General features: G+C 67.6%; 20 protein-coding genes. 13 read left to right on the forward strand and 7 right to left on the reverse strand.

Features of this window, described 5'->3' with window-relative positions:
- The first annotated feature begins 10 nt into the window (after positions 1–10).
- The 4 genes from cmk (at position 11) to mscL (ending at position 3,617) form a co-directional block, all read left to right on the forward strand.
- Positions 11–655, forward strand: a complete 645-nt coding sequence (gene cmk, locus LG306_RS05325; protein ID WP_404418757.1) for a (d)CMP kinase — start codon at positions 11–13, stop codon at positions 653–655.
- 198 nt (positions 656–853) lie between these two features.
- Complete coding sequence (gene rpsA / locus LG306_RS05330) at positions 854–2,557, forward strand: 30S ribosomal protein S1 (RefSeq protein ID WP_404418759.1); 1,704 nt, start codon at positions 854–856, stop codon at positions 2,555–2,557.
- Between the two features lie 326 nt (positions 2,558–2,883).
- Entirely contained in the window at positions 2,884–3,174 is a 291-nt protein-coding gene (locus tag LG306_RS05335; protein ID WP_404418761.1) for an integration host factor subunit beta, read from the forward strand.
- Between the two features lie 20 nt (positions 3,175–3,194).
- The gene (mscL, locus tag LG306_RS05340; protein WP_017504365.1) at positions 3,195–3,617 is read left to right on the forward strand and encodes a large-conductance mechanosensitive channel protein MscL; all 423 of its coding nucleotides are present in this window, start codon (positions 3,195–3,197) and stop codon (positions 3,615–3,617) included.
- Positions 3,618–3,622: 5 nt separating this feature from the next.
- Here mscL and LG306_RS05345 read toward each other — a convergent pair whose 3' ends face one another.
- Positions 3,623–4,774, reverse strand: coding sequence for an N-acetyltransferase (locus LG306_RS05345; protein ID WP_404418763.1), 1,152 nt, complete (start codon positions 4,772–4,774; stop codon positions 3,623–3,625).
- 261 nt (positions 4,775–5,035) lie between these two features.
- Here LG306_RS05345 and LG306_RS05350 point away from each other — a divergent pair, with 261 nt between their 5' ends.
- On the forward strand, positions 5,036–6,820 hold the full coding sequence (locus LG306_RS05350; RefSeq protein WP_404418765.1) for a peptide MFS transporter: 1,785 nt from the start codon (positions 5,036–5,038) through the stop codon (positions 6,818–6,820).
- 71 nt (positions 6,821–6,891) lie between these two features.
- On the opposite strand, the gene LG306_RS05355 is transcribed toward LG306_RS05350, so the two are convergent.
- On the reverse strand, positions 6,892–8,961 hold the full coding sequence (locus LG306_RS05355; protein ID WP_404418767.1) for a TonB-dependent receptor plug domain-containing protein: 2,070 nt from the start codon (positions 8,959–8,961) through the stop codon (positions 6,892–6,894).
- Positions 8,962–9,154: 193 nt separating this feature from the next.
- Between LG306_RS05355 and LG306_RS05360 the strand changes: the two genes are divergently transcribed.
- Complete coding sequence (locus LG306_RS05360; protein ID WP_404418769.1) at positions 9,155–10,060, forward strand: TraB/GumN family protein; 906 nt, start codon at positions 9,155–9,157, stop codon at positions 10,058–10,060.
- A 2-nt stretch (positions 10,061–10,062) separates the two neighbouring features.
- Here LG306_RS05360 and LG306_RS05365 read toward each other — a convergent pair whose 3' ends face one another.
- The 5 genes from LG306_RS05365 to LG306_RS05385 are packed head-to-tail and all read right to left on the reverse strand — an operon-like array spanning position 10,063 to position 14,714.
- Positions 10,063–10,353 (reverse strand): hypothetical protein, encoded by a 291-nt coding sequence (locus tag LG306_RS05365; protein WP_017504370.1) that lies wholly within the window; start codon positions 10,351–10,353, stop codon positions 10,063–10,065.
- Positions 10,354–10,413: 60 nt separating this feature from the next.
- Entirely contained in the window at positions 10,414–11,844 is a 1,431-nt protein-coding gene (gene tldD / locus LG306_RS05370) for a metalloprotease TldD (RefSeq protein ID WP_404418771.1), read from the reverse strand.
- Between the two features lie 60 nt (positions 11,845–11,904).
- Positions 11,905–12,975 (reverse strand): hypothetical protein, encoded by a 1,071-nt coding sequence (locus LG306_RS05375; protein ID WP_404418773.1) that lies wholly within the window; start codon positions 12,973–12,975, stop codon positions 11,905–11,907.
- Positions 12,976–13,017: 42 nt separating this feature from the next.
- Complete coding sequence (locus tag LG306_RS05380) at positions 13,018–13,785, reverse strand: ABC transporter permease (protein ID WP_404418775.1); 768 nt, start codon at positions 13,783–13,785, stop codon at positions 13,018–13,020.
- Positions 13,782–14,714: an ABC transporter ATP-binding protein gene (locus tag LG306_RS05385; RefSeq protein ID WP_404418777.1), complete on the reverse strand. Its 933-nt coding sequence runs from the start codon at positions 14,712–14,714 to the stop codon at positions 13,782–13,784. The genes LG306_RS05380 and LG306_RS05385 overlap by 4 nt, the downstream gene beginning before the upstream one ends.
- A gap of 146 nt (positions 14,715–14,860) precedes the next feature.
- On the opposite strand from LG306_RS05385, the gene LG306_RS05390 reads away from it, so the two are divergent.
- The 7 genes from LG306_RS05390 (at position 14,861) to LG306_RS05420 (ending at position 22,547) form a co-directional block, all read left to right on the forward strand.
- Positions 14,861–16,216, forward strand: a complete 1,356-nt coding sequence (locus LG306_RS05390) for a hypothetical protein (RefSeq protein WP_404418779.1) — start codon at positions 14,861–14,863, stop codon at positions 16,214–16,216.
- 44 nt (positions 16,217–16,260) lie between these two features.
- Complete coding sequence (gene ccmI / locus LG306_RS05395) at positions 16,261–17,079, forward strand: c-type cytochrome biogenesis protein CcmI (protein WP_404418781.1); 819 nt, start codon at positions 16,261–16,263, stop codon at positions 17,077–17,079.
- Between the two features lie 70 nt (positions 17,080–17,149).
- The gene (ccmE, locus tag LG306_RS05400) at positions 17,150–17,656 is read left to right on the forward strand and encodes a cytochrome c maturation protein CcmE (protein ID WP_404418783.1); all 507 of its coding nucleotides are present in this window, start codon (positions 17,150–17,152) and stop codon (positions 17,654–17,656) included.
- A complete protein-coding gene (locus tag LG306_RS05405) occupies positions 17,653–19,641 on the forward strand; it encodes a heme lyase CcmF/NrfE family subunit (RefSeq protein ID WP_404418785.1) in 1,989 nt (662 codons plus the stop codon). Before ccmE ends, LG306_RS05405 begins: the two co-directional genes overlap by 4 nt.
- A complete protein-coding gene (locus tag LG306_RS05410) occupies positions 19,638–20,144 on the forward strand; it encodes a cytochrome c-type biogenesis protein CcmH (RefSeq protein WP_404418787.1) in 507 nt (168 codons plus the stop codon). Before LG306_RS05405 ends, LG306_RS05410 begins: the two co-directional genes overlap by 4 nt.
- A 108-nt stretch (positions 20,145–20,252) precedes the next feature.
- On the forward strand, positions 20,253–21,791 hold the full coding sequence (locus LG306_RS05415) for a Do family serine endopeptidase (protein ID WP_295224736.1): 1,539 nt from the start codon (positions 20,253–20,255) through the stop codon (positions 21,789–21,791).
- An 84-nt stretch (positions 21,792–21,875) separates the two neighbouring features.
- Positions 21,876–22,547, forward strand: coding sequence for a response regulator transcription factor (locus LG306_RS05420; RefSeq protein WP_017504381.1), 672 nt, complete (start codon positions 21,876–21,878; stop codon positions 22,545–22,547).
- The last annotated feature ends 41 nt before the right edge of the window (positions 22,548–22,588 follow it).

Consider the following 22,588-nt stretch of genomic DNA (forward strand, 5'->3'; position numbering starts at 1 on the left):
GGAGACCTGCTTGACCCTGATCATCGCCGTCGACGGACCGGCCGCCTCTGGCAAGGGGACCATCGCCGCGCGCCTGGCCCAGACCTATGGCCTGCCGCATCTGGATACGGGGCTGCTGTACCGGGCTGTGGGCGCAAAGGTGCTGGCGGACGGCGGATCGCTGGATGACGAAGCCGCAGCGACACAGGCGGCGCGGGGCCTCGACGCGGGGGGGCTGTCGGACGATCCGCGCCTGACGACAGGTGAGGCGGGCGAGGCCGCCAGCCGTGTCGCCAGCTTTGCCGGCGTTCGCGCGGCTCTGCTGGAGCTGCAGCAGGCGTTCGCGGCCCAGGCGGGCGGCGCCGTTCTCGACGGACGCGACATCGGCACGGTGATTGCGCCGAACGCTCAGGCCAAGCTGTTCGTCACCGCGACGCCTGAGGTGCGGGCCACGCGTCGCTGGAAGCAGCTGAAGGCGCGCGGATCGGACATCGCCTTTGACGCCATGCTGGCCGACATCCAGCGCCGCGACGAGCGCGACGCCGGGCGCGGGGCGGCCCCGATGGTCCAGGCCGATGACGCGGTCTTGCTGGACACGACCGATCTGGGTATAGAGGCCGCCTTCGATGCGGCCCGCCGTATCGTCGAGGCGGCGCGCGCGAAACACGGTCTCTGACCCACTTCGCAAATCCAACGCTCCCACCCTCGGCCTCCGCGGGCGTTTTGATCGTTCTGAACGGTCTCGCATCCCGACGACCTTATTCCATCTTTTCCCATCGCCCCGCGCGCCGCCTTTCGCTGCGTCAGGGGTCCACCTCGCGCGGGATCGTTCTTCGGTCACGCGCCACAGCCCCACTGGAAACACCAGAGCTTCATGTCTGATACTCTCAACCCCACGCGCGACGACTTCTCGGCGCTGCTCGACGAACAACTGTCGGGTCGCGACTTCGGCGAAGGCCAGGTCGTCCACGGCCGCGTCGTCGGCATCGAAAAAGACATCGTCATCATCGACGTTGGTCTGAAGACCGAAGGCCGCATCGCCATGCGCGAATTCGGCCAAGGCGATGACGGCGCCCTGCCCAAGGTCGGCGACAACGTCGAGGTTTACCTGGAGCGCGTCGAGAACGCCCTGGGCGAAGCCGTCATCAGCCGCGACAAGGCCCGTCGCGAAGAAGCCTGGACCCGTCTGGAAGTCGTGTTCGCCGAAGGCCAGCCGGTCAACGGCGCCATCGTCGGCCGCGTCAAGGGCGGCTTCACCGTCGACCTGGGCGGCGCCTCGGCCTTCCTGCCCGGTTCGCAAGTCGACATCCGCCCGGTCCGCGACGTCGGCCCGCTGATGGGCAAAGAACAGCCCTTCGCCATCCTGAAAATGGACCGTCCGCGCGGCAACATCGTCGTCTCGCGTCGCGCCATCCTGGAAGAAGCCCGCGCCGAACAGCGCACGGAACTGGTCGGTCAGCTGGCCGAGGGTGAAGTCCGCGAAGGCGTCGTCAAGAACATCACCGACTACGGCGCGTTCGTCGACCTGGGCGGCATCGACGGCCTGCTGCACGTCACCGACATGTCGTGGAAGCGCGTTTCGCACCCGAGCCAGGTTCTGGCCGTCGGCGACACCGTCAAGGTCCAGATCGTCAAGATCAACCCGGACACCCAGCGTATCTCGCTGGGCATGAAGCAACTGCAGTCGGACCCCTGGGACGGCGTGGAAGCCAAGTATCCGGTCGGCGCCAAGTACACGGGCCGCATCACCAATATCACGGACTACGGCGCCTTCGTGGAGCTGGAAGCCGGTGTCGAGGGCCTGGTGCACGTCTCGGAAATGTCCTGGACCAAGAAGAACGTCCACCCCGGCAAGATCGTCTCGACCTCGCAGGAAGTCGACGTCGTGGTTCTGGATGTCGACGCCTCCAAGCGCCGCATCTCGTTGGGCCTGAAGCAGGCTCAGGACAATCCGTGGGACGCCTTCGTCGCCAACAACCCGATCGGTTCGACCGTCGAGGGCGAAGTCAAAAACGCCACCGAGTTCGGCCTGTTCATCGGCCTGGACAACGACATCGACGGCATGGTGCACCTGTCCGACCTCGACTGGTCGGTGTCGGGTGAAGAGGCCATCCAACGCTACCGCAAGGGCGAGATGGTCAAGGCCAAGGTCCTGGACGTCGACGTCGAGAAGGAACGCGTCTCGCTGGGCATCAAGCAGCTGGGCGGCGATCCGATCGGTGAGGGCGACACCTATCGTCGCGGCCAGCAGATCACCGTCACCGTGACGGCGATCGAGTCGGGCGGCATCGAGGTCAAGTTTGGTGAAGACGACGCGCCGGTCACGGCCTTCGTTCGCAAGTCGGACCTGTCGCGCGACCGCAACGATCAACGTCCGGAACGCTTCGCCGTCGGCGACCGCGTCGACGCCATGATCACCGCCGTGGACAAGGCCTCGCGCCGCGTCTCGGTGTCGATCAAGGCGCTGGAAATGAAGGACGAGCAGGAAGCCATCGAACAGTTCGGATCGTCCGATTCGGGCGCTTCGCTGGGCGACATCCTGGGCGCCGCGCTGAAGAACGCCGGCACCAAGGAGTAAGGCTCAAGCCGAAGGGCGCACCGCGTCCTTCGGTCGCCTCGCTTATTCAGCAGAGCTCGCGCGCTCTGCGATAGCGGCGATCTCGCTTATTCAGCAGAGCGCCGCGCGCTCTGCGATAGCGACAAAGACTGAGGGCGGCGGGAGCGATCTCGCCGCCCTTTTCTCTGTTCGAAACATCGCTGTGTTCGGCTCCGGACATTTTTCTTGCGAATGACGCGCATCTTTGTCGGATAAGGGCTTTTTCGAGAGCCGGTCGGGGGTTAGGGTGTGGCTCTGGATCGACGGCGGGCGAAACGGCCTGTCCAAACGAGCTGGCAGGGGCGCAGATGATCAAGTCCGAACTGATCGAGAAACTTGCAGCGGAAAACACCCACCTGACTCACGCCGAGGTGGAACGGCTGGTCAATGCGATCCTCAATACCATGACGTCGGCGCTGGCTGAGGGCGGCCGGGTCGAGTTGCGCGGTTTCGGCGCCCTGTCCGTGCGATCGCGGCCGGCGCGCGCAGGTCGCAATCCGCGCACCGGTGAGACCGTCGACGTGCCCGCCAAGGCCGTCCCCTTCTTCAAGAGCGGCAAGGAGCTGCGCGAGCGGCTGAACGCCTCGGGCGACGCCTGATCGTTATTTAAGGATACCCTATGGGCCTGCTTTCGGAATTCCGCGAGTTCGCGGTCAAGGGCAATGTCGTGGACCTGGCGGTCGGCGTGATCATCGGCGCCGCCTTCAACGGCATCGTCAAAAGCCTGGTCGATCAGGTGGTGATGCCGCCGATCGGCTTGATCACCGGGGGCATCGATTTCTCGGAACTGGAATGGGTGCTGCGCGCCGAGAACCCGGCGACCGAGGCGGTCGAGAAGGTGGCGATCCAATATGGCGCCTTCCTGAACACCGTGATCCAGTTCCTGATCGTCGCCTGGGTCGTCTTCCTTGTGGTCAAGGGCATCAACGCCCTGCGTCGTCAGGAAGCCGCCAAGCCCGATCCGGCGCCCGCCGCGCCGACGGCGACCGAAGCTCTGCTGGCGGAGATTCGCGACGAGCTGAAGGCTCGCCCCAAGGCCTGATCTGATCAGGCCTTGGCCGCGCGGCCGCCCAAGGTCGAGCGCGTGATGGCGGCGGCGGCCGACGCCTTGGGCATCGGCGGCGTGCGCGAGCAGATGCCGTAGTCCCCGTCGAACGGCGTCGGCGTCCAGGCGGCCGCCAGCGCGGGATTGTCGATGATGGCGTGGCAGTGTCCCCAGCCGCCCTCGCGCCGCGTCGTCTTGGCCAGATCGCCCAACTGCGACAGCAGGCGCGGCGTCACCACCTGCAGCCGCACCTTGGCGGCCCCCAGCGCGCGGGCGTTGTCGATCAACGCCTGGGTAAGCAGCCCAATCGCCTCGGGCGCCGTCTCCAGCGCGATCAGATCGACAATATCCAGATAGGGCGGCTCGATCAGACTGGTCTTGGTTATCTGCGCCATCGCCATCCCGACGATGCGGCTATCCCTGACATAGGCCAGCATGACCGGCGGCAGGGTCAGGTCGGGGTCCGCCAACCGCCAGCGCAGGATTTCTGGACTGCGATCCGCCAGCAGACGCTCTTCTTGTGACAACAGGCGCCAGAAGTCCGCATAGGGCGAAGCGTCCGACAGATCGCGGAGCATCGTCACCCCAGCCGGCAGCACCAGCGACGTCTGGCGAAACACGCGCCCGTTCATCAGCCGCTCGCCCAGCCGTGCGGCGGTTTCGGCGGAGGTTTGGCCCAGCAACAGGCGCAAACCTCGACCCTGAGCGCAGGCCAGACGATCGGTGATCCACGACAGCTTCAGGCCGTGGGTCTGCGCCGGCCAGGGCTTCATGTCGAACAGGCCATACAGCGGCGCCGAGCGCGCATTGGCGTTGAAGGTGTAGCGGGCGAACAGGCCTGGCTGTTTCAGAAAGGTACGGATAAGAGGGCGGCTGGCGCCCTTCTGGCTGGGTGGCACGATGATCGAAAACCCGGTGGCGCCGAAGTGGTCCTGGGCGCCGTAGCGAAACCGCTGGATGAAGTTGCCCAGCATGGCGACGCCGTTGTCATTCTCGTCGGCCACGACCCAACCGGCGGGCGCGCCCATCGCCAAACGCGCCGGATTGGCCTCGAGCCAGCGCCATCCGGCCGGCGACCGCTCGGGCCAGCCGACCTGACGATGCAGCCGGTTCAGCGCCTCATGGTCGAGAGCCGCGATCGGTCTGACAGACATCTGGCGCGCCTTCCCATTATGAAACCGCGTGCGTTTCTGATGAACGACCTAGCAGGATATGCGCCATCGAACATCACCTAAGGTTGTTTTTCGCTTTCCTTGCGCACCGCGTGACCGCCCCCGCGACAGCCTTAACACTTGTTCGGATTTGCCCGCTGTGCTGGGTATGCGCCTTTCGCGCGCCCGATAAGCGGCGCGGCAGTTGGGAGTGAGCCGTTGACAGCGACGGATGGGGGGGCGCTCGCGCCTCGCAAGACTTTCTTGGGACACCCTCGGGGGCTGGTGATCCTGTTCTTCACCGAAATGTGGGAGCGGTTTTCCTACTACGGCATGCGCGCCCTGCTGGTGCTGTATCTGACGCAGCACTTCCTGTTCGGGCCGGCCGAGGCTCAGGGCATCTACGCCGCCTACGCCGCCCTCGTTTATCTGATGCCGGTCCTCGGCGGCCTGATTGCAGACCGCTATCTCGGATCGCGCAAGGCCGTCATCATCGGCGCAGTTCTCTTGGTGCTGGGCCACTTCACCATGGCCTTCGAGGGCACGGGGGGGCGCGAACGCCTTACCATCGGCGACACGACCTATGAGCTGCAGGTCGAAGGCCGCGACCAAAACCGCCGCATCTTCGCCGTGAACGGGGATGAGCGGGTTCAGGTCGCCATATCGCCCGAAGGCGTGTCCGCCGTCGGCGCCGAGCCCTCCGCTGCGAATGCCGCCGATGTCGCGGCTGTCGCCACGGGTGCGGCGATCGGCGCCCAGCCAACCGGCGCGCTCGATCCGGCGACGGCTGCCGCGCCCCAAGCCGCCGCCAGGTCTGGCTTCCCGGCCTTCACCGCGACCGGCGCCTATAAGCTAGAGACCACGCGCGATCTGGCGCTTGGCGAGCCGGTGCTATTCCTCGCCCTGGCCCTGATTATCGTGGGTGTGGGCTTCCTGAAGGCCAACATCTCCACTGTCGTAGGCGCGCTCTATGAAGAGAACGATCCGCGGCGCGACGGGGGCTTCACCATCTTTTACGTGGGGATCAACCTCGGTTCGTTCCTGGCGACCATCGCCTGCTCCTATCTCGGCATCAAATACGGCTGGGCCTACGGTTTCGGTCTGGCCGGCATCGGCATGCTGTTCGGCCTGTTGACCTTCGTCCTGGGCCAACCGTGGCTCGAGGGCCGCGGCGCGCCGCCGGTCCCCGTCCAAGGCCGCTCGATCCTTGGCGTGCCGCTCGTGCCCTTCTTCTGGATCGCGGGCATTGTCGCCGTGATTCCGACGTGGCTGCTGATGCAGCGGCACGAGATCATCGAGACGGCCCTACCTTGGATCGCGGGCGTGATCTTCGCCGCAGTGGTGGGCTTCACCGTCTTCCGTCTGAAGGGCGCCGAGCGATCGCGCATGCTGGTCGCCCAGGTGCTGATCTTCTTCTCCGTGCTGTTCTGGGCCCTGTTCGAACAGGCCGGGTCGTCCCTGACCCTGTTCGCCGATCAGTCGACCCAAATGCCGTCGTGGTTCAACGCCGCCATGACCCAGACCTTCAACCCCGGCATCATCGTTCTGGGCGGGCCGATCATCGCCGCCCTGTGGGTTTGGTTGGGCAAACGCAAGCTGGAGCCGTCGACCCCGGTCAAGTTCTCCTTCGGCCTTGTCTTCGTGGGCCTGGGCTTCCTGGTGCTGACCTGGGCAGCGGCGACGCAGGCCAACGGCGCTTTCCGGGTGCCGTTGATCTTCCTGTTCCTGACCTACTTCTTCCACACGATCGGCGAACTTTGCCTTTCGCCCGTCGGCCTTTCGATGATCACCAAACTGTCGGTGGCCCGCGTGGTCGGCATGATGATGGGGGTCTGGTTCCTGTCCAGCTCGGTCGCCCACATCGTCGCCGGCATTATCGCCAAGGCGACGGCGACGGACACGGTCGCCGGGGTCGTCACCAGCCCCGAACTGGCGCTTCAGACCTACGGCTCGATCTTTGGCACCATCGGCTGGACGGGCGTCGGCGTCGGCGTGTTCCTGCTGCTGATCTCGCCCCTGCTCAAAAAGGGTATGGCCGGGATCCACTGATCCGCAACAAACCAACGGAAAAGCCCCGGCGGAGCGATCCGCCGGGGCTTTTTGCTGCGCGGATCTAGGCCTCAGAAGGTCTTGCGGACCCGCAGGGAGACGAAAGTGCGCGGGTCGATGGAGCGCTCCTCGACGAAGGCCACGGTGCGAGGATCGCGGGTGGCGTAGACCGTGCGGCGCATGGTGAAGTCGTCCCACAGGTTCAGCTGGGCGCGCAGCGACAGGGTCGCGCTGGGCTTGTATTCGACGAAGGCTTCCAGATAGTCGGCGCCGCGCCAGGCGAAGGTTTGGTCCGGATCATAGGTCGCCTGCCCCAGACGCGGCAGCCAGTTGACGCCCCATTGGGTCTTCCACGAGGTGATGTCCTGCTCGAAGCCGACGTTGGCCTGACTGGGTCGCACGCCCGAGATGCGGCGGTCCTCGCCCGTGGTCGGGTCGGTGACGCTGGTCTTGTTCCAGTCGTTGCGGAAGGTGAAGCGGGCGCCCGAAATCCCGACCTTGTCCAGCGGCACCACCACGTTCAGCGACAGCTGATCCAATGTCCCGTCGCCGATGTTGCCGGTCGCCGACAGGCCGCCGGGCAGGGGCAGGCGGTCGATCACGTCGATGATGCGGTCGTGGCGATAGCCGATCGAAACCACGCCCTCGCCCCAGAAGCGACGCTCGTAGGAAAGTTCGGAAATCCAGCGCTGTTCCGGCTCCAGATCCACGTTGCCGCCGAACACCGTGCCGTCGTCCAGCTCAGCCGAGGCGGCGAAGTCGCCGAAGTCCAGCTGACCCAGTTCGCGCTCGAAGCGGAAGCGCAGCTGGTTGTTCGCCATCGGCGTCCAGGTCGCCAGCAGCCGCGGTTTGGCGAAGAAGAAGCTCTTTTCCTGATCCGCATCGCCCGACTGGCTGATGGTGGAGGCTTCCAGGCGCACCCCGCCTTCCAGCGTCAGTTTCGGATTGATCCGCCAGGTCGCCTTGCTGAAGGCCTCGCCGCGCGTCTCCTCGACCTTGACCGAGGCGCTGGGCAGCGGCACGTCGACGCCGCCGACGGTGAAGGCCTGGTTCACGTCCAGCATGTTGTAGGCGATCTCGGCGCCGGCCTCGATCGTCAGGGCGGGCGAGCGTTCGTGACGCACCAGGGCGCGCAGGATGGATTCCGACGAGTCGCCGTTGGACTTGAACTGTTGCTCCGGCGCTGCCGTCCCGTTGAGCGTCTCGTTGCTGCCCGAGACGCTGTCGAAGCTTGAGAACTCGTGGATCAGACGCGTCTCCAGCGTCCAGCGCGGGTTCAGGGTGCGGGTCCAGGTCAGGCCCAGCTCACCGGAATCGCCGTCTTCGGCGTAGTCGCTACGCCGCAGCGACGTGGGCGACGAAAGCTCGGTCCAGTTCTGATAGTCGTTCAGACCATAGCGGGCGGTGCCTTCAAGCTTTCCGCCGAACAGCGGGCCGGTGTAGTTGCCGCGAATGCTCTGGCCGCCGCCCCATCCGTCGTTTTCAAAACGCTCGTCGCGGATGACATCGCCGGCGGCGTTGCGACGGATCGACCGGCCGACGCCGTTGGAATCGCTGGAGCCCATGCCGTCCGACAGCGTCACGCCCCAGCTGCGATCGCCCTTGTTCTGCGTGAACTGATAGGAGCCGCCATAGATGTCATGGCCGCCTTCGAACAGCATGGCGTTCCAGGTCAGGATCGACTGGCGGCTGTCGGTCGTCTTCAGGATGACGTTCACGACGACGGAATAACCCTGCATGTCGATGCCCGGCGCGCCGCCCCGGATCAGTTCGATACGCTCGACCTGATTGGCCAGGGTCCGGCCCAGGACGTTCGAACCCGAGTCGTTCTTTGAGGCGGGACGGTTGTTGTTGATGAGGACGTTGCCTACCGCCCCTTCGAAGCCGCGCGCGCCCGATCCGTTGTCGATGGAGAAGCCGGGGACGCGGTTGACCATGTCCAGCGCCGTATTGGGGCGCTGGGCGGCGAAGAAGTCCGGCGTGAAGACCAGCACGCCGCGCTGGCTGGCGTCGGCCAGGGGCGCCTGGTTGGTCGGGCCGGTCGGCACGGGGGCCTCGGCGACTTGCGGCTTGTCGGCAGCAAAGGCGACGCCGGCGGTGAAAAGCAGGGCGGTGCTGGCCAGCAGCAGGGTCTTTGTCATTGGTCTTCCCCTCGGGTGTTGGCGAGAGGTGTGCCGATCCGGCGCGTTCATCTCCAGTTACAAGGCCGCAAGGTGGATTAAATCGACGACATCATTACAGCGATTTCATTACACTGGTGACAGTAATAAAGTTTACAGCGATGTAATGATCAGACGCTCATTTTCTCTATTGCTTTTACTTGCCCCGACGGCGGTGACGACCGCGCCTGCCGTCGCGCAGGACGCGCCTTCGGACGCCGTCGAGGATATCGTCGTCACCGCCCGCCGGATCGAGGCGCCGATGTGGGAGGTGCGGCGCGGCGACAGCGTTCTGATCCTGGTCGGATCGATCGACGGTTTGCCCAGGAAGATGGAGTGGCGCACCGACGCTCTCATCTCGGCGGTTGATCGTGCCGACCGCGTCTTGTTTCCCGTCGAGGGGCGGGCGTCGCTCGCCGATGTGGGCCGACTGATCTGGCGGTTTCGGACGCTGACGCGTTTGCCGAACGGGCGCACCAGCGCCGACTATCTGTCCCCGGACCTTGAGACCCGGGTCGAAAACCTGACAGGCGAAGGTCCGACCCGCGACAGCATGCTGATCCTGTCGGGCGATCTGATGGAACTGGGCGGTTACAGCAGCGGAGGGCGTCCGGTGTCCGGCCTGGTACGCCAAGCGACACGCGCCAATCGCACGCCCGCTGAACCCGTCGGCATCTTCAGGGGTGACGAACTGATCGAAAAGGTTCTGACGACGCCGCCCGAACGTTATCTCGACTGCATCGAGGCTGCGGCGACGGCGGCCGAGGCCGGGGTCGAGGCGGGCGCGCAACGTGCGGAGAACTGGCGTCTGCGACGGATTCCAGCGGTGTTGGATTCGCCCTTGGAAAAGGCGGCGACGGCCTGTTCTTACTGGTCTGTTATGGCCCAGGCTGACGATCTGCGTCGCATATGGAATACGGCGGTGGACAAGGCGCTGGCCGAGACCGGGGTCACCGTCGCCATTGCGCCTTTGCGGCTGTTGGCCGAGCCGGACGGCGTATTGGATCGGCTGGAGGCGGAGGGGCTGGAACCGATCGGTCCCGAATGGCGCCCCTCCGCTTCCGCGCGATCCGACCGCTAGACTTAGTTGCGGTTCGGAACGGCGTCGCGCGCGGCGTCGCCGATGTTCTCGGCGGCGTTGCCGACGCTCTCGGCCGCTCCGGCGACGGCGTTGGACTCGATCGCGTCGTTGCGGTTCATGTTCATCAGGAAGTAGCCGATCACGAGCACGGCCAGGAGGCCGACAATCAGGGCGACGATGGCGCCCATGCCGCTGCCGCTGCGGCGCTCAACGACGGTCGTCGGGGCGGCGCTGCTTTCGCTTATGCGCTCGACGCGGCCATCGGGATGTTCGACGGTACGTTCGGTGGTCATGGTGTGTCCTCTCCAGTGATGGCGGGGAAACACCCGTTGCAGCCATACGGTTCCGCTGGCCTAGACGGCCGTGCCGCCGACCGTCAGACCGCCGATCTTCAAACTAGGCTGGCCGATGCCGACGGGCACGCCCTGTCCGGCCTTGCCGCAGACGCCGACGCCCGGATCGAAGGCGAAGTCGTCGCCGACCATCTGGATCTTGGTCAGGGCCGTGGCCCCGTCGCCGATCAGGGTCGCGCCGCGGACGGGTGCGGTGATCACCCCGTCCTCGATCAGATAGGCCTCGTTGCACTGGAACACGAACTTGCCGTTGGTGATGTCCACCTGGCCGCCCGAGAAGTTGGCGGCGTAGAGGCCGCGCTTCGTATTGGCGATCATGTCGGCCTTGGAATCCTTGCCGCCCTCCATGAAGGTGTTGGTCATGCGCGGCATCGGCATATGGGCGAAGGACTGGCGCCGGCCGTTGCCGGTCGCGGCCACGCGCAGCTGCCGCGCCGACAGCCGGTCGTGCATCAACCCGACCATAATCCCGTCCTCGATCAGCACCGTGCGCGAGGTGGGCGTCCCCTCGTCGTCGACCGACAGTGAGCCGCGACGCCCCGCGATCGAGCCGTCATCGACCACGGTGACGCCGGGGGCGGCGACCCGCTGGCCCATCATGCCGTTGAAGACCGACGAGCCCTTACGGTGGAAGTCGCCCTCGAAACCGTGACCGATGGCCTCGTGCAGCAGCACGCCGGGCCAGCCGGCGCCTAGGACCACGTCCATCTCGCCCGCCGGACAATCGACGGCGTCCAGATTGACCAGGGCCTGACGCAGGGCCTCGTCCACCTGGGCCTGCCAGCGTTCGGGCGCGACCCAGGCTTCGAACCCGGCCCGGCCGCCGGCGCCCGACGAGGCGCTCTCGCGCTTGCCGTTCTGTTCGACGGTGACGGAGACGTTCAGCCGGACGAGGGGGCGAACATCGCGCACCGCCCGTTCGTCGGCGCGCAGGATCTCGATGGCGCGACGCTCGCCGATCAGGGAGGCGGACACCTGAACCACACGTGGATCACGGGCGCGCGCCCAGGCGTCGATCTCGGCCAGCAGGGCGATCTTGTCAGAGAAGGCGGGCGAGGCGAGGGGATCGACCTCGCCATACAGTTTCTGATTGGTGGCGCGGGGGCCTTCGGCGACCCGGGCCTCATGCCCCTGTTTGGCCAGGGCGGCGCTGTCGGCGGCGCGACGCAGGGCGGCGGCCGAGATTTCGTTGGCGTGGGCGTAACCGGCCGTCTCGCCCGCCACGACCCGCAGGCCGAAGCCCTCGGTGGCGTCATAGGCGGCGGACTTCAGCCGGCCGTCGTCGAACACCAGGCTCTCGCTCTCGGACCGCTCCAGGAACAGTTCGCCGTCGTCGGCGCCGGCCAGGGCCGTCTTCAGGATCGACAGGGCTTCATCGGTATCGACGCCGGCGGCGTCGAGTATGGGCGGCGGGGAGGCGTGAACGGTCATGGCCTGTAGGTAGGGGCTGAAGGCCGTTTCGTCACCTGCCCCAACGCGCGAAACCGCCGATCAGTCCAGCGGCTGAGGCCGCGTCACCACCGGACCGTCGGGATCGCTGCTCGACGGGCGTGCCGCGGTCGGGGCGGGCGTCGGGGCCGTCGGCACGATCACCAGCGGCTCGGTCGTGACGGTCGGCGCCGGCGTGGACGGCGCCGGGGTGGTCGTCGTCGGCGCCCGCGTCGTCGGTTGCGTCGTCGCGGCCGGCGCCTGGGTCTGGGTCTGGGCCGGGGTCTGCGTGCGGGGGGCGGCCGTCGTCGAACGCGGCGTCGTCGTTGCAGGCGCGGAAGCGGCAGGGGCGGGCGGCGTCGCCGTGGTCGTCGCAGCGGGCGCGGGCTGTTCGGTCGCGACGACAGGGGCGGCGTCGGCAGGAATCGTATCGGCCGGCGGGGCGGTCAGAGGCGCATCGGCGGAGACGGCGGGCGTGGATGTCGCCGGGGTCGAGGCGGGACGCATCGCGAACCACAGGCCGCCTCCGACGACCAGCAGGGCGACGACCCCGACCCCGACATAGAGCGGCAGGCGCGAGGTCTTGGCGGGCGCACGGGCGAAGCTGGGCGTGATCGGCGCAGCCGCAGGCGAAACAGCGGGTCTGGCCGCGACCGCTGGGGCGGCGGCGACAGGTTCGGCCGCGACCGGCTTCGGCGCAGGGGCGGGCGTTGTCTCGGGCGCGGGCAGGGGGCGCACGGTCAGGTCGGGTTGAGCGGCCGGCGTCGGCTGCGGCCTGGGCTGCGGCGGCGTTGGAGCCTGGGGTTGAGACTGTGGCTGGGCGGGGCGCGCCGTCGGGATCAGCGAACCGCCCAGGATGCTTGCCCCCTGCGGACGGGGCGCGGGACGCGGCGCCGGATTGGCGGGCGTCGTCTGACCCTTGGCCGGCGCGACGCCGGAGGCCAGGCTCTGGGTGTGGATCGAGGCCTGCTGCTGTTGCGGCGTGGGCTTGCGCGGCGGCGGATTGGGAATGCGGTCCAGCGGATTGGGCGCGACCGGCACCGGCCCGACGTGGAAGGTCGTAGCGGGCATACGCCCCCAGGTCACCGGCTTGCGGGCGAAGGGCTGGGGCGGGGTCTTCTGGTCGTCGGACATGGTCTTCTCAATCGCTGGCGATCTGGCCCGTTTCGTGACGGATCAGTTCTTGAGCCGATAGCCGGTTTTGAACATCCACATGACGATGCCCAGGCAGACGGCGAAGAAGGCCAGGGTGGCGGCGACGCTGACGCCGATGGCCACATCCCCCTGACCATAGAAGGCCCAGCGGAAGCCCGAGATCAGATAGACCACCGGGTTGAACAGGGTCACCGTGCGCCAGCCGTCCGGCAGCATGTCGATGGAATAGAAGGCGCCGCCCAGGAAGGTCAGGGGCGTCACAACCAGCATTGGGATCATCTGAAGCTGCTCGAAGCCGTCGGCCCAGACGCCGATGATGAAGCCGAATAGGCTGAAGGTCACCGAGATCAGGATCAAAAAGGCCATCATCCAGACCGGATGCAGGATCTGCAGCGGCACGAAGAAGGCCGCCGTCGCCAGAATGATCAGCCCCAGCACCGCCGACTTGGTCGCCGCAGCGCCGACATAGGCCAGCACGATCTCCAGCGACGACACCGGCGCCGACAGGATTTCGTAGATCGTCCCCGTAAACTTGGGGAAGTAGATGCCGAACGAGGCGTTGAAGATCGACTGTGTGAACAGGCTGAGCATGATCAGCCCGGGCACGATGAAGGCGCCGTAGGGCACGCCGTCCACCTCCTGCATCCGGCTGCCGATCGCGCCGCCGAAGACGACGAAATACAGGGCCGTGGTGATCACCGGCGTGACCACGCTCTGCCACAGGGTGCGCAGGGCGCGCGCCATCTCGAAACGATAGATGGCCCAGACGCCATATCCGTTGAAGGTCATGCCGCGGCTCCGTTCTGCTGGACCAGGCTGACGAAGATGTCTTCCAGCGAGCTCTGGCGGGTGTTCAAGTCTTTGAAGCCGATGTTCAGCGCCTCAAGCCGGCGGATCAGCGACGGCACGCCCGTATCGTCGGCGTTGGCGTCGAAACTGTACTCCAGCTCGCCGCCCTCGTTCTTCAGCGTCAGGTCCCATTCGGACAGGTCGGCGGGCAGAGCGCCCAACGGTTCGATCAGGTTCAGCGTCAGGGTCTTCTTGCCCAGCTTCTTCATCAGGGCCGACTTCTCCTCGACCAGGATCAGCTCGCCCTTCAGGATCACCCCCACCCGGTCGGCCATCTCCTCGGCCTCCTCGATGTAATGGGTGGTCAGGATGATGGTCACGCCGCGCTCGCGCAGCTTCCTGACCATCGCCCACATGTCGCGGCGCAGCTCGACATCGACCCCGGCGGTCGGCTCGTCCAGGAACAGAATGTCCGGCTCGTGGCTCAGGGCCTTGGCGATCATCACCCGCCGCTTCATCCCGCCCGACAGGGTCATGATCTTGGCGTCGCGCTTGTCCCACAGCGACAGGTCTTTCAGCACGCCCTCGATGAAGGCGGGGTTCGGCGCCTTGCCGAACAGGCCCCGACTGAAGGTGACGGTGGCCAGAACGGTCTCGAAGGCGTCGGTGGTCAGCTCCTGCGGCACCAGACCGATCTTGGTGCGTGCGGCGCGGAAATCGGACTGGATGTCATGGCCGTCGGCGACCACCGTCCCGGTCGTGGGCGTGACGATGCCGCAGACGATGGAGATCAGCGTGGTCTTGCCCGCGCCGTTCGGGCCGAGCAGTGCGAAAATCTCGCCCTTGTTGATCGTCAGGTCGATGCGCTTCAGCGCCTGATGCCCTGACTTGTAGGTCTTCGTCAGGCCGTCGATCGCGATTACGGGCATGGGCGTTCCTCTCCGGCGGACGCGGCGGCGCGGGGCGGGTGTGGCGGCAATATGGCGTGGGTGGTCGCCGACTCAAGGGGCGCCAAGTCGTTGTTAACCCGATTGTCGCACGGTCAGGCCAGAGTCGAGTTTTGGCAGGAGCTTTCGTGCCGTCCCTGTCCGCCGCCCACCACGCCGCTCTGAAGGCGCTTGTCGAGGCGTGTCCCGATGCGTCGCTGGCGACGCTGGGCGCGGCGGTGGCGGCGCTGAAGGGCGACAAGGCGGGCGAGCTGGCGCTCATCGTCGCCGAACAGTCACGCGATCGCACGCGCCGCGACACCGCCTTTGGACCCTTGTTGCCCCTGTTCCAATCCCGCGCGGACGGCGTGCCGGCCCTGGTCTTTCCGCACCACGTTTTGAGGCGGGTCTGGCGCGAAGCCGTGCAGGGCGAGGAGGATTTCCTGCCGCTTTTGGATGGCGCGGTCACGGTCGACGGCGAATGGACCTTGGCCGCCGACCGGCTGTGCGCCAAGGCGGCGGCGGTGCTGCGCGACCGGCCCGGCGACGTCTGGCCCGACTTCCAGCCGCCCGCCGACGACCAGCCTCCGTCGACTCCGGTCGAACTGGCCGGCTGTTTCGATCTGACGCCTCTGGTCCGCAGCGCCCTGCCGCGCCTGCCCGTCTGGCTGGAACGCCCTGACGACAATCAGCTGGCGGGGCTTAGGCTGCTGATGTCGGACTGTATGACGATGTCGCCGGACGGTGGACGGCGCATGATCGACATCCTGTTCGCCCATGTGGCGGACGCCGAGCGGATGCTGCGGGTCGTGACGCGAACCAGCCGCCTCGCCGACCGTGAGATCACCCTCAGCCATTCTGATATGGGCGTCTTCGTCGAGCGGCTGCTGACCTCCGTGCAGGCGCGGGTGCAAAAGATCGCCGCCGTCGTCCGTTCGCCGCTGGGAGAGACGGCGATGCTGGGTGCGGTGGACGACGTCAACTGGTGCGCCGGCGTGCTGGCCGAGATGGACCTGACCCTTCAGGTGCGGCCGGATTCCAGCTGGGGCAGGGCGGCGCGGATGGCGCGGGTCCAGGTTTCGGGTCAGTTGTCAGGCCTGATGAAGTCCGCCTCCAGCGCCGTCCACGCCGCCCTGCCGATGAAGCGCCGGGTCATCACCGGCCGCATGACGCGTTTGTCGCCGTGGCTGGAGGCGCCGGCCGAGGGCGAACCGATCAAGGCGGCGGCGGCCCTGCTAGCGGCGGTGGCGGCCCTGCGCGGCGCGGCCGTCACCTTCGGCTGCGAGGCGGATCGGTCGGGAATGAAGGCCGAACTGACCGACTATCTGTCCACCTGGTCCAATGAAGCGCTCGACAGCGTGTCGGACGGAGAGGCTGAGAATCCCGATCATGTGCTGCTTCTGATCGGGGTGGCGGCGCGGTTCCTGACCGTGATCGAGGCGCTGGAGGCGGCGCGCGCGGTCAGGCGACGCGCGGCCTCGGCGGAAATGGCGCGGCTGGGCTGAAACGACGCCTCGCCCGACGTTCGCGGATGGGTTAGACGGCGAGGATGATCGTCTTCTGGATAATGACGGGACTGGCGGCGGCCCTGGCCGCCCTGCTGGTGCTGACCGGCGCGCGACGCGGAGCGGATCCGGCGTCGGGGGCCGAAACCCAGGCCGGCTCGCGCGAGATCGAGGAACTGGATCGGTTGAAGTCGCGCGGCCTGCTGGACGAGGCGGCCTATGCGGGCGCGCGCGCCGAGGCGGGGCGGCGGCTTCTCGCCGTTTCGGCGACCATGACCCCGGTGGCCGGCGCCCGTGATCGGTTCTGGGTGCTGGGCGGGATCGGCGTGACCGTCGCGGCCGCCCTGGGCCTCTATGTCTTCACCGGCTCGCCCGGCCTGCCGGATCAGGCTTATGAGCGGCGCGTCGACGACTGGGCGGCCAATCTGGATCGGCTGGAGCCGCCGCAACTGGCGGCGGTGACTGCGCGGGTGGTGCAGGAACGGCCCAAGGATCGGCAGGCGCTGGGCATGCTGGGCGCGGCCCGGTTCGCCGCCGGCGATCCGCTGGGCGCCGCCTCCGCCTTTCGTCGCCTGATCGCCCTGGAGCCCCGTGACGCCCAGGCCTGGGCGCGGCTGGGGGAAAGCCTGGTCGTCGCCAACGACAACCAGATCGGCGGCGACGCCGAGGCCGCCTTCCGCGAGGCCTTGAAACTGGATCCCGACCAACTCGGCGCGCGCTTCTTCCTGGGCGAGGCCGCGTTGCGGCGCGGCGACGCCGTCGAGGCCCGCACCCTGTGGACGCCCCTGATCGCCGTGCTCGATCCGGCCGATCCGCGCCGTCTGGATCTGGAACGCCGACTGCCGAAGGGCGGCGCGCAATGACGCGTTGGTCCTGCGCGACGACGGCGGTATATGCCGCCCGTCCGTCCCTGGAATCCGGAATGTCCATCGCATGAGCTGGCTGCCCAAATCGCCGAAGGCGCGTCGCCGCCTGTGGGTCGTCGCCGCCGTGGCGCCGATCCTGGCGCTGGCGGTCGGCCTGTCGTTATGGGCGATGCAGGACAGCGTGACCTTCTTCTACTCGCCGTCCGAGGCCACCGCCGACAAGGCGCCGGAGGGCCGCAACATCCGCCTGGGCGGTCTGGTCGAGGCCGGCAGCGTGCAAAAGACCAGCGACGGCGTGGTCGCCTTCGTCGTCACTGACAACGCCGCCACGACCCGCGTCGTCTATCACGGCGACCTGCCCGACCTGTTCCGTGAAGGGCAGGGGATTGTGGCGCAAGGCGCCTTCGGCGCCGACCGCACCTTCCACGCCAGCCAGGTCCTGGCCAAGCACGACGAGAACTATATGCCGCGCGAGGTCGCCGACCGTCTGAAGGAAAAAGGCGAGTGGCGGCCGGACGGCCCCGAAACGCGCTCAAGCAGGCCGCAGGCCGATAGCGCGCCGACGCGCTTATGATCGCCGAGCTTGGGGCCTTCGCCCTGGCGCTGGCGCTGGCGCTGTCGATCCTGCAGACGGGGCTTTCGGCGGCGGGACGCGCGCGGCGCAGCCCGGTCTTGGCCGGGGCTGCCCAGGGCGCGGCTTTGGCGGCGGCGGCGGCGGTTGCGCTCAGTTTCGCAGCCCTGATCTACGCCTTCGTCGTGTCGGACTTTTCGGTCTCCAACGTTGCGGCCAACAGCCACACCGACAAGCCGATGCTCTACAAGGTCGCCGGCGCCTGGGGCAGCCACGAGGGGTCGCTTCTGTTGTGGTGTCTGGTGCTGACCGTCTTCGGCGGGGCGCTGGCTCGGGCGCGCGGCCTGCCGTTCGGGCTGAAGGCCTCGGCCGTGGCGGTGCAGGGCGCGCTTGGGTCGCTATTTCTCGCCTTCGCCGTCTTCACCTCCAGCCCCTTCACCCGCCTGGACCCCGCGCCGTTCCAGGGCGCATCGCTGAACCCGCTGTTGCAGGACCCGGCCCTGGCCGTGCATCCGCCGCTGCTCTACGCTGGCTATGTCGGGTTCTCGGTCTGCTTCTCCTTGGCGGTCGCAGCGCTGATCGAGGGACGGGCGCAGACCGCCTTCTGGCCCGCCTGGGGGCGCTGGGTCCGACCCTGGGCGCTGGCCAGCTGGGCCTTCCTGACCGTCGGCATCACCCTGGGCTCCTTCTGGGCCTATTATGAGCTGGGCTGGGGCGGCTGGTGGTTCTGGGACCCGGTCGAGAACGCCTCCTTCATGCCCTGGCTTGCGGGCGCGGCCCTGTTGCATAGCGCGGTCGTGACCGAGCGACGCGGCGCGCTGGCGGGCTGGACCGTGTTCTTGGCTTTGCTGGCCTTCACCTTCTCGATGCTGGGCGCCTTCTTGGTGCGCTCGGGCGTGCTGACATCCGTCCATGCCTTCGCCGTCGATCCCCAGCGCGGGCTGATGCTGCTGGCGATTCTGGGCGTGACGGCCGGCGCCGCCTTCGCCCTGTTCGCCTGGCGCGCGCCGCAGCTGAAAGGCGGGGGCCTGTTTGCGCCGGTCAGCCGCGAGGGGGCGCTGGTGCTGAACAACCTGTTCCTGACGGCGGCGGCCGCGACCGTCTTGCTGGGCACCCTCTATCCGCTGATCCTGGAAGCGGCGTCCGGGGCGACCATCTCGGTCGGGCCGCCCTATTTCGCCGCGACCTTCACCCCGCTGATGATGGTCGCCTTCCTGATCCTGCCGGCCGGTCCGCTGCTGGCCTGGAAGCGCGGCGACCTGCCCGGCGCGATGCAGCGCCTGGCCGTCGCGGCGGGTCTGGCGATCGTCGGTGCCTTGGCGGCCTATGCTCTATGGGAGCCGAAGAAGGCCTTCGCCGCCGCCGGCATCGGCCTGGGCCTGTGGCTGATCCTGGGGTCGGTGTCGGAAGTCGCCGAGCGCGCCCGCCTGTTCCGCGCCTCGATGGCCGAGACGCTGCGCCGACTGAAGGGACTGCCGCTGGGCGCCTGGGGCATGACCCTGGCGCATTTGGGGCTGGGCGTCTTCATCCTGGGGGCGGTGGTCGAAACGAGCTTCAAGGCCGAGGCCGCCCGCGCCGTCTCGCTGGGTCAGAGCGTGTCCGCCGGCCCCTGGACCGTCACGCTTGACGACGTGCGCGTCGTCGAGGGGCCGAACTATCTGGCCGAGCAGGGCCGACTGACCGTGCGCGCCACGAACGATCAGGGCCGCGCCAGCACCGTGACAGCCGAGCGTCGCTTCTTCCCCGCCGGCGGTCAGACCACCACCGAGGTCGGGCTGGATTTCCGGGGCCTGGACGACGTCTATGTCGTGATCGGCGAACGCGCGGGCAGTCCCGAACAGCCGGCCTGGGTCGTGCGTCTGTACTGGAACCCCTGGGCGCGACTGATCTTCCTGGGGCCGATGATCATGGCCTTGGGCGGGGTGTTGTCGCTGCTGGATCGCCGGCTCCGGCTCGGGATCGGCGCGCGCCGGCGCAAGACCGCATGAGGCGCCTGGCGATACTGACGGCCGCGCCGGTCCTGGCACTGATGCTGACGGCGGCCGAACCGTCCGCCGCACCGGACCGCCCCTTGGCGGATGCGAGCCAAGAGGCCCGCGCCCAGGCATTGTTCAAGGATGTGCGATGCGTGGTCTGCCAGCACGAGGCCATCGCCGACAGCCCGGCGGGCGTCGCCGGCGATATGCGCCGGCTGATACGCGAGGAGATCGCGGCCGGCGCGTCGGATCAGGCCGTGCGCGACGATCTGGTGCGGCGGTTCGGCGACTATGTGCTGTTCACCCCGCCGGTTCGGGCGGGGACCTGGCTGCTGTGGTTCGGCCCGTTTGCTCTGTTGCTGCTGGCCGCCGCCGTTCTGGCCCTGCGCGCACGCCGTCGTCCGGTCGAGGCCGTTCCACTGACGCCGGAAGAAGAACGCCGACTGGACGAAGTTCTACGAAATGAGAAGCTTCGCCGCGATCCTGACGCAACCTCGCCTCACGACGGGCGCTAGTCGAGATCAACGATCGGCGGTCGGGATTGGCGCAAAGCCGGTTCGGCCTATATCAATCGCGAAACCGGCGCCCGCATGGCGCTGGACAAGAGGATCGCAAGGACCACGATGCTGAAGCGCAAGGAGTTCATTCTCGGGGCCGCGGCCGGCCTGACCCTGGCGGCGGCGGCGACCGCCGGCGGCGTCATCACCTGGCCCGGCGCGCACGCGGAACCGCAGGCGGTGAACCGGATCACCCCGGTCCCGGCCAACGGCGACGCCTTCACGCCTCCGCCGGGCGCGCCGAGCAGCTTCGCGACCATCTTCGACCAAGTCTCGCCCGCCGTCGTTCAGATCGACGTGACGGTCAAGGTGGACCAGCCCCAGGGCGGCGCCTTCCAGATTCCCGGCCTGCCCTTCCAGTTCGTGCCGCCGCAGGGTCGTGGCGGTCAGGGCAATGACGAGCCGCAGACGACACAGGGCGCCGGTTCGGGCTTCTTCATCTCGCAGGACGGCTTCATCGTCACCAACAACCACGTCGTCGCCGACGCGACCGAGATTAAGGTCAAGATGTCGGACGGTCGCGAGCTGCCGGCCCGCCTGATCGGCCGCGATCCCGGCACCGACCTGGCGGTGATCAAGGTCGAGGGCAACGACTTCAAATATGTCAGCTTTGAAGAGACGGCCGAGCCGCGCGTGGGCGACTGGGTCATCGCCATCGGCAATCCCTTCGGCCTGGGCGGCACCGCCACGGCGGGCATCGTCTCGGCCAAGGCCCGCGACATAGATCCGTCCGGCTACAACGACTACATCCAGATCGACGCCGCCATCAACCGGGGCAACTCGGGAGGCCCGACGTTCGACATCCACGGCCGAGTCATCGGTGTGAACTCGGCCATCTATTCGCCCACGGGCGGCTCGGTCGGCATCGGCTTCGCCATTCCGGCGGACACCGCCAAGACGATCACCGAACGCCTGATGCGCGGTCAGTCGATCGAGCGCGGCTATGTGGGCCTGGGTCTTCGCACCCTCAGCCCCGACGGTTGGGAAGCCCTGGGCCAGCCCAAGGACTTCAAGGGCGCCCTGATCGAAAGCGTGACCGAGGACGGCCCGGCCTCGCGCGCCGGTGTCCAGGTCGGAGACCTTCTGGTCGGCGTGAACGGCCAGGCGGTGGCCAACAGCCAGGAGGCCACCCGTCGGGTCGGCGCGGCCAAGCCGGGCGACACCATTCGCCTGGAAGTGATCCGCGACGGTCGCCGCCAGACCTTGAACGTGCGCTCAGGCACCCGTCCTTCGGAAGAGGAGCTCGCTGCGTCGGAAGAGGGCGGAAGCGCCAACCCCGGCCAGAGCCAGCCTGGACAGGCTGACACGATTGAAGGGCTCGCCGTCACCGCGATCACACCGGCTGCGCGTTCGCGGTTCAGCCTGCCGGCCAGCGTCAACGGCGTCGTGATCACCAACGTCGAACAGGGTTCGGCTGCGGCGCGCCTCGGCTTCCAGCCGGGCTTCGTCATCACCCGCGCCAATGATCGCAACATCACGTCCGCCGCCGATCTGCGCGCAGCGGTGGCGGCGGCCAAACAGGCGGGTCGTCCCAGCATCCTGCTGTTCGTGCGCACGCCGCAGGGCACCAGCCCGGTGCCGTTGAAGTTCGCCGCCGGCGAATGATCGGCATTCTGACCAAGCCTTAACTCGTCAATCGCCGCCGATGCGCTACCATCGGCGGCGATTTTGATTCCGGGAGGGGTTTCGATGCGGATTCTGGTGGTCGAGGATGACGCCGAGGCGGCGACCGCCATGGTGCGGGGCCTGTCCGAAGCCGGACATGAGGTCACCCACGCCGTGGACGGCGCCTTTGGCCTGCTGGAATCGCAAAAAGGCGGCTACGACGTTTATGTTGTGGACCGGATGATGCCGCGCCTGGACGGCGTCGGCATGGTCGAAACGGTGCGCAAGGGCGGCGATCAGACGCCGGTCCTGTTCCTGTCCGCCCTGGGCGAGGTCGAGGATCGGGTCACGGGCCTGAAGGCCGGCGCCGACGACTATCTGGTCAAGCCCTACGCCTTCGCCGAACTGATCGCGCGGGTCGAGGCGTTGGCGCGTCGTCGCGAGACCGGCGGGGTGCAGACCGTGCTCAAGGTCGGCGATCTGGAAATGAACCTGATCGGCCGCACGGTGCATCGCGGAACGACCGAGATCGATCTTCAGCCGCGCGAGTTCCAGCTGCTGGAGTTCCTGATGCGCCACGCCGGCCAGTCGGTGACGCGCACCATGCTGCTGGAGAAGGTCTGGGAATACCATTTCGACCCCCAGACCAACGTCATCGACGTCCACATCAGCCGCCTGCGCTCCAAGATCGACAAGGGCTTCGACCGCGCCATGCTGCAGACCGTGCGCGGGGCGGGATATCGGTTGGAGGCGTAACTTGAGATCCTCCCCCGCAATGCGGGGGAGGGGGACCGCCG

The sequence above is a fragment of the Brevundimonas vesicularis genome (assembly GCF_044807075.1).
Taxonomy (GTDB): domain Bacteria; phylum Pseudomonadota; class Alphaproteobacteria; order Caulobacterales; family Caulobacteraceae; genus Brevundimonas; species Brevundimonas vesicularis_G.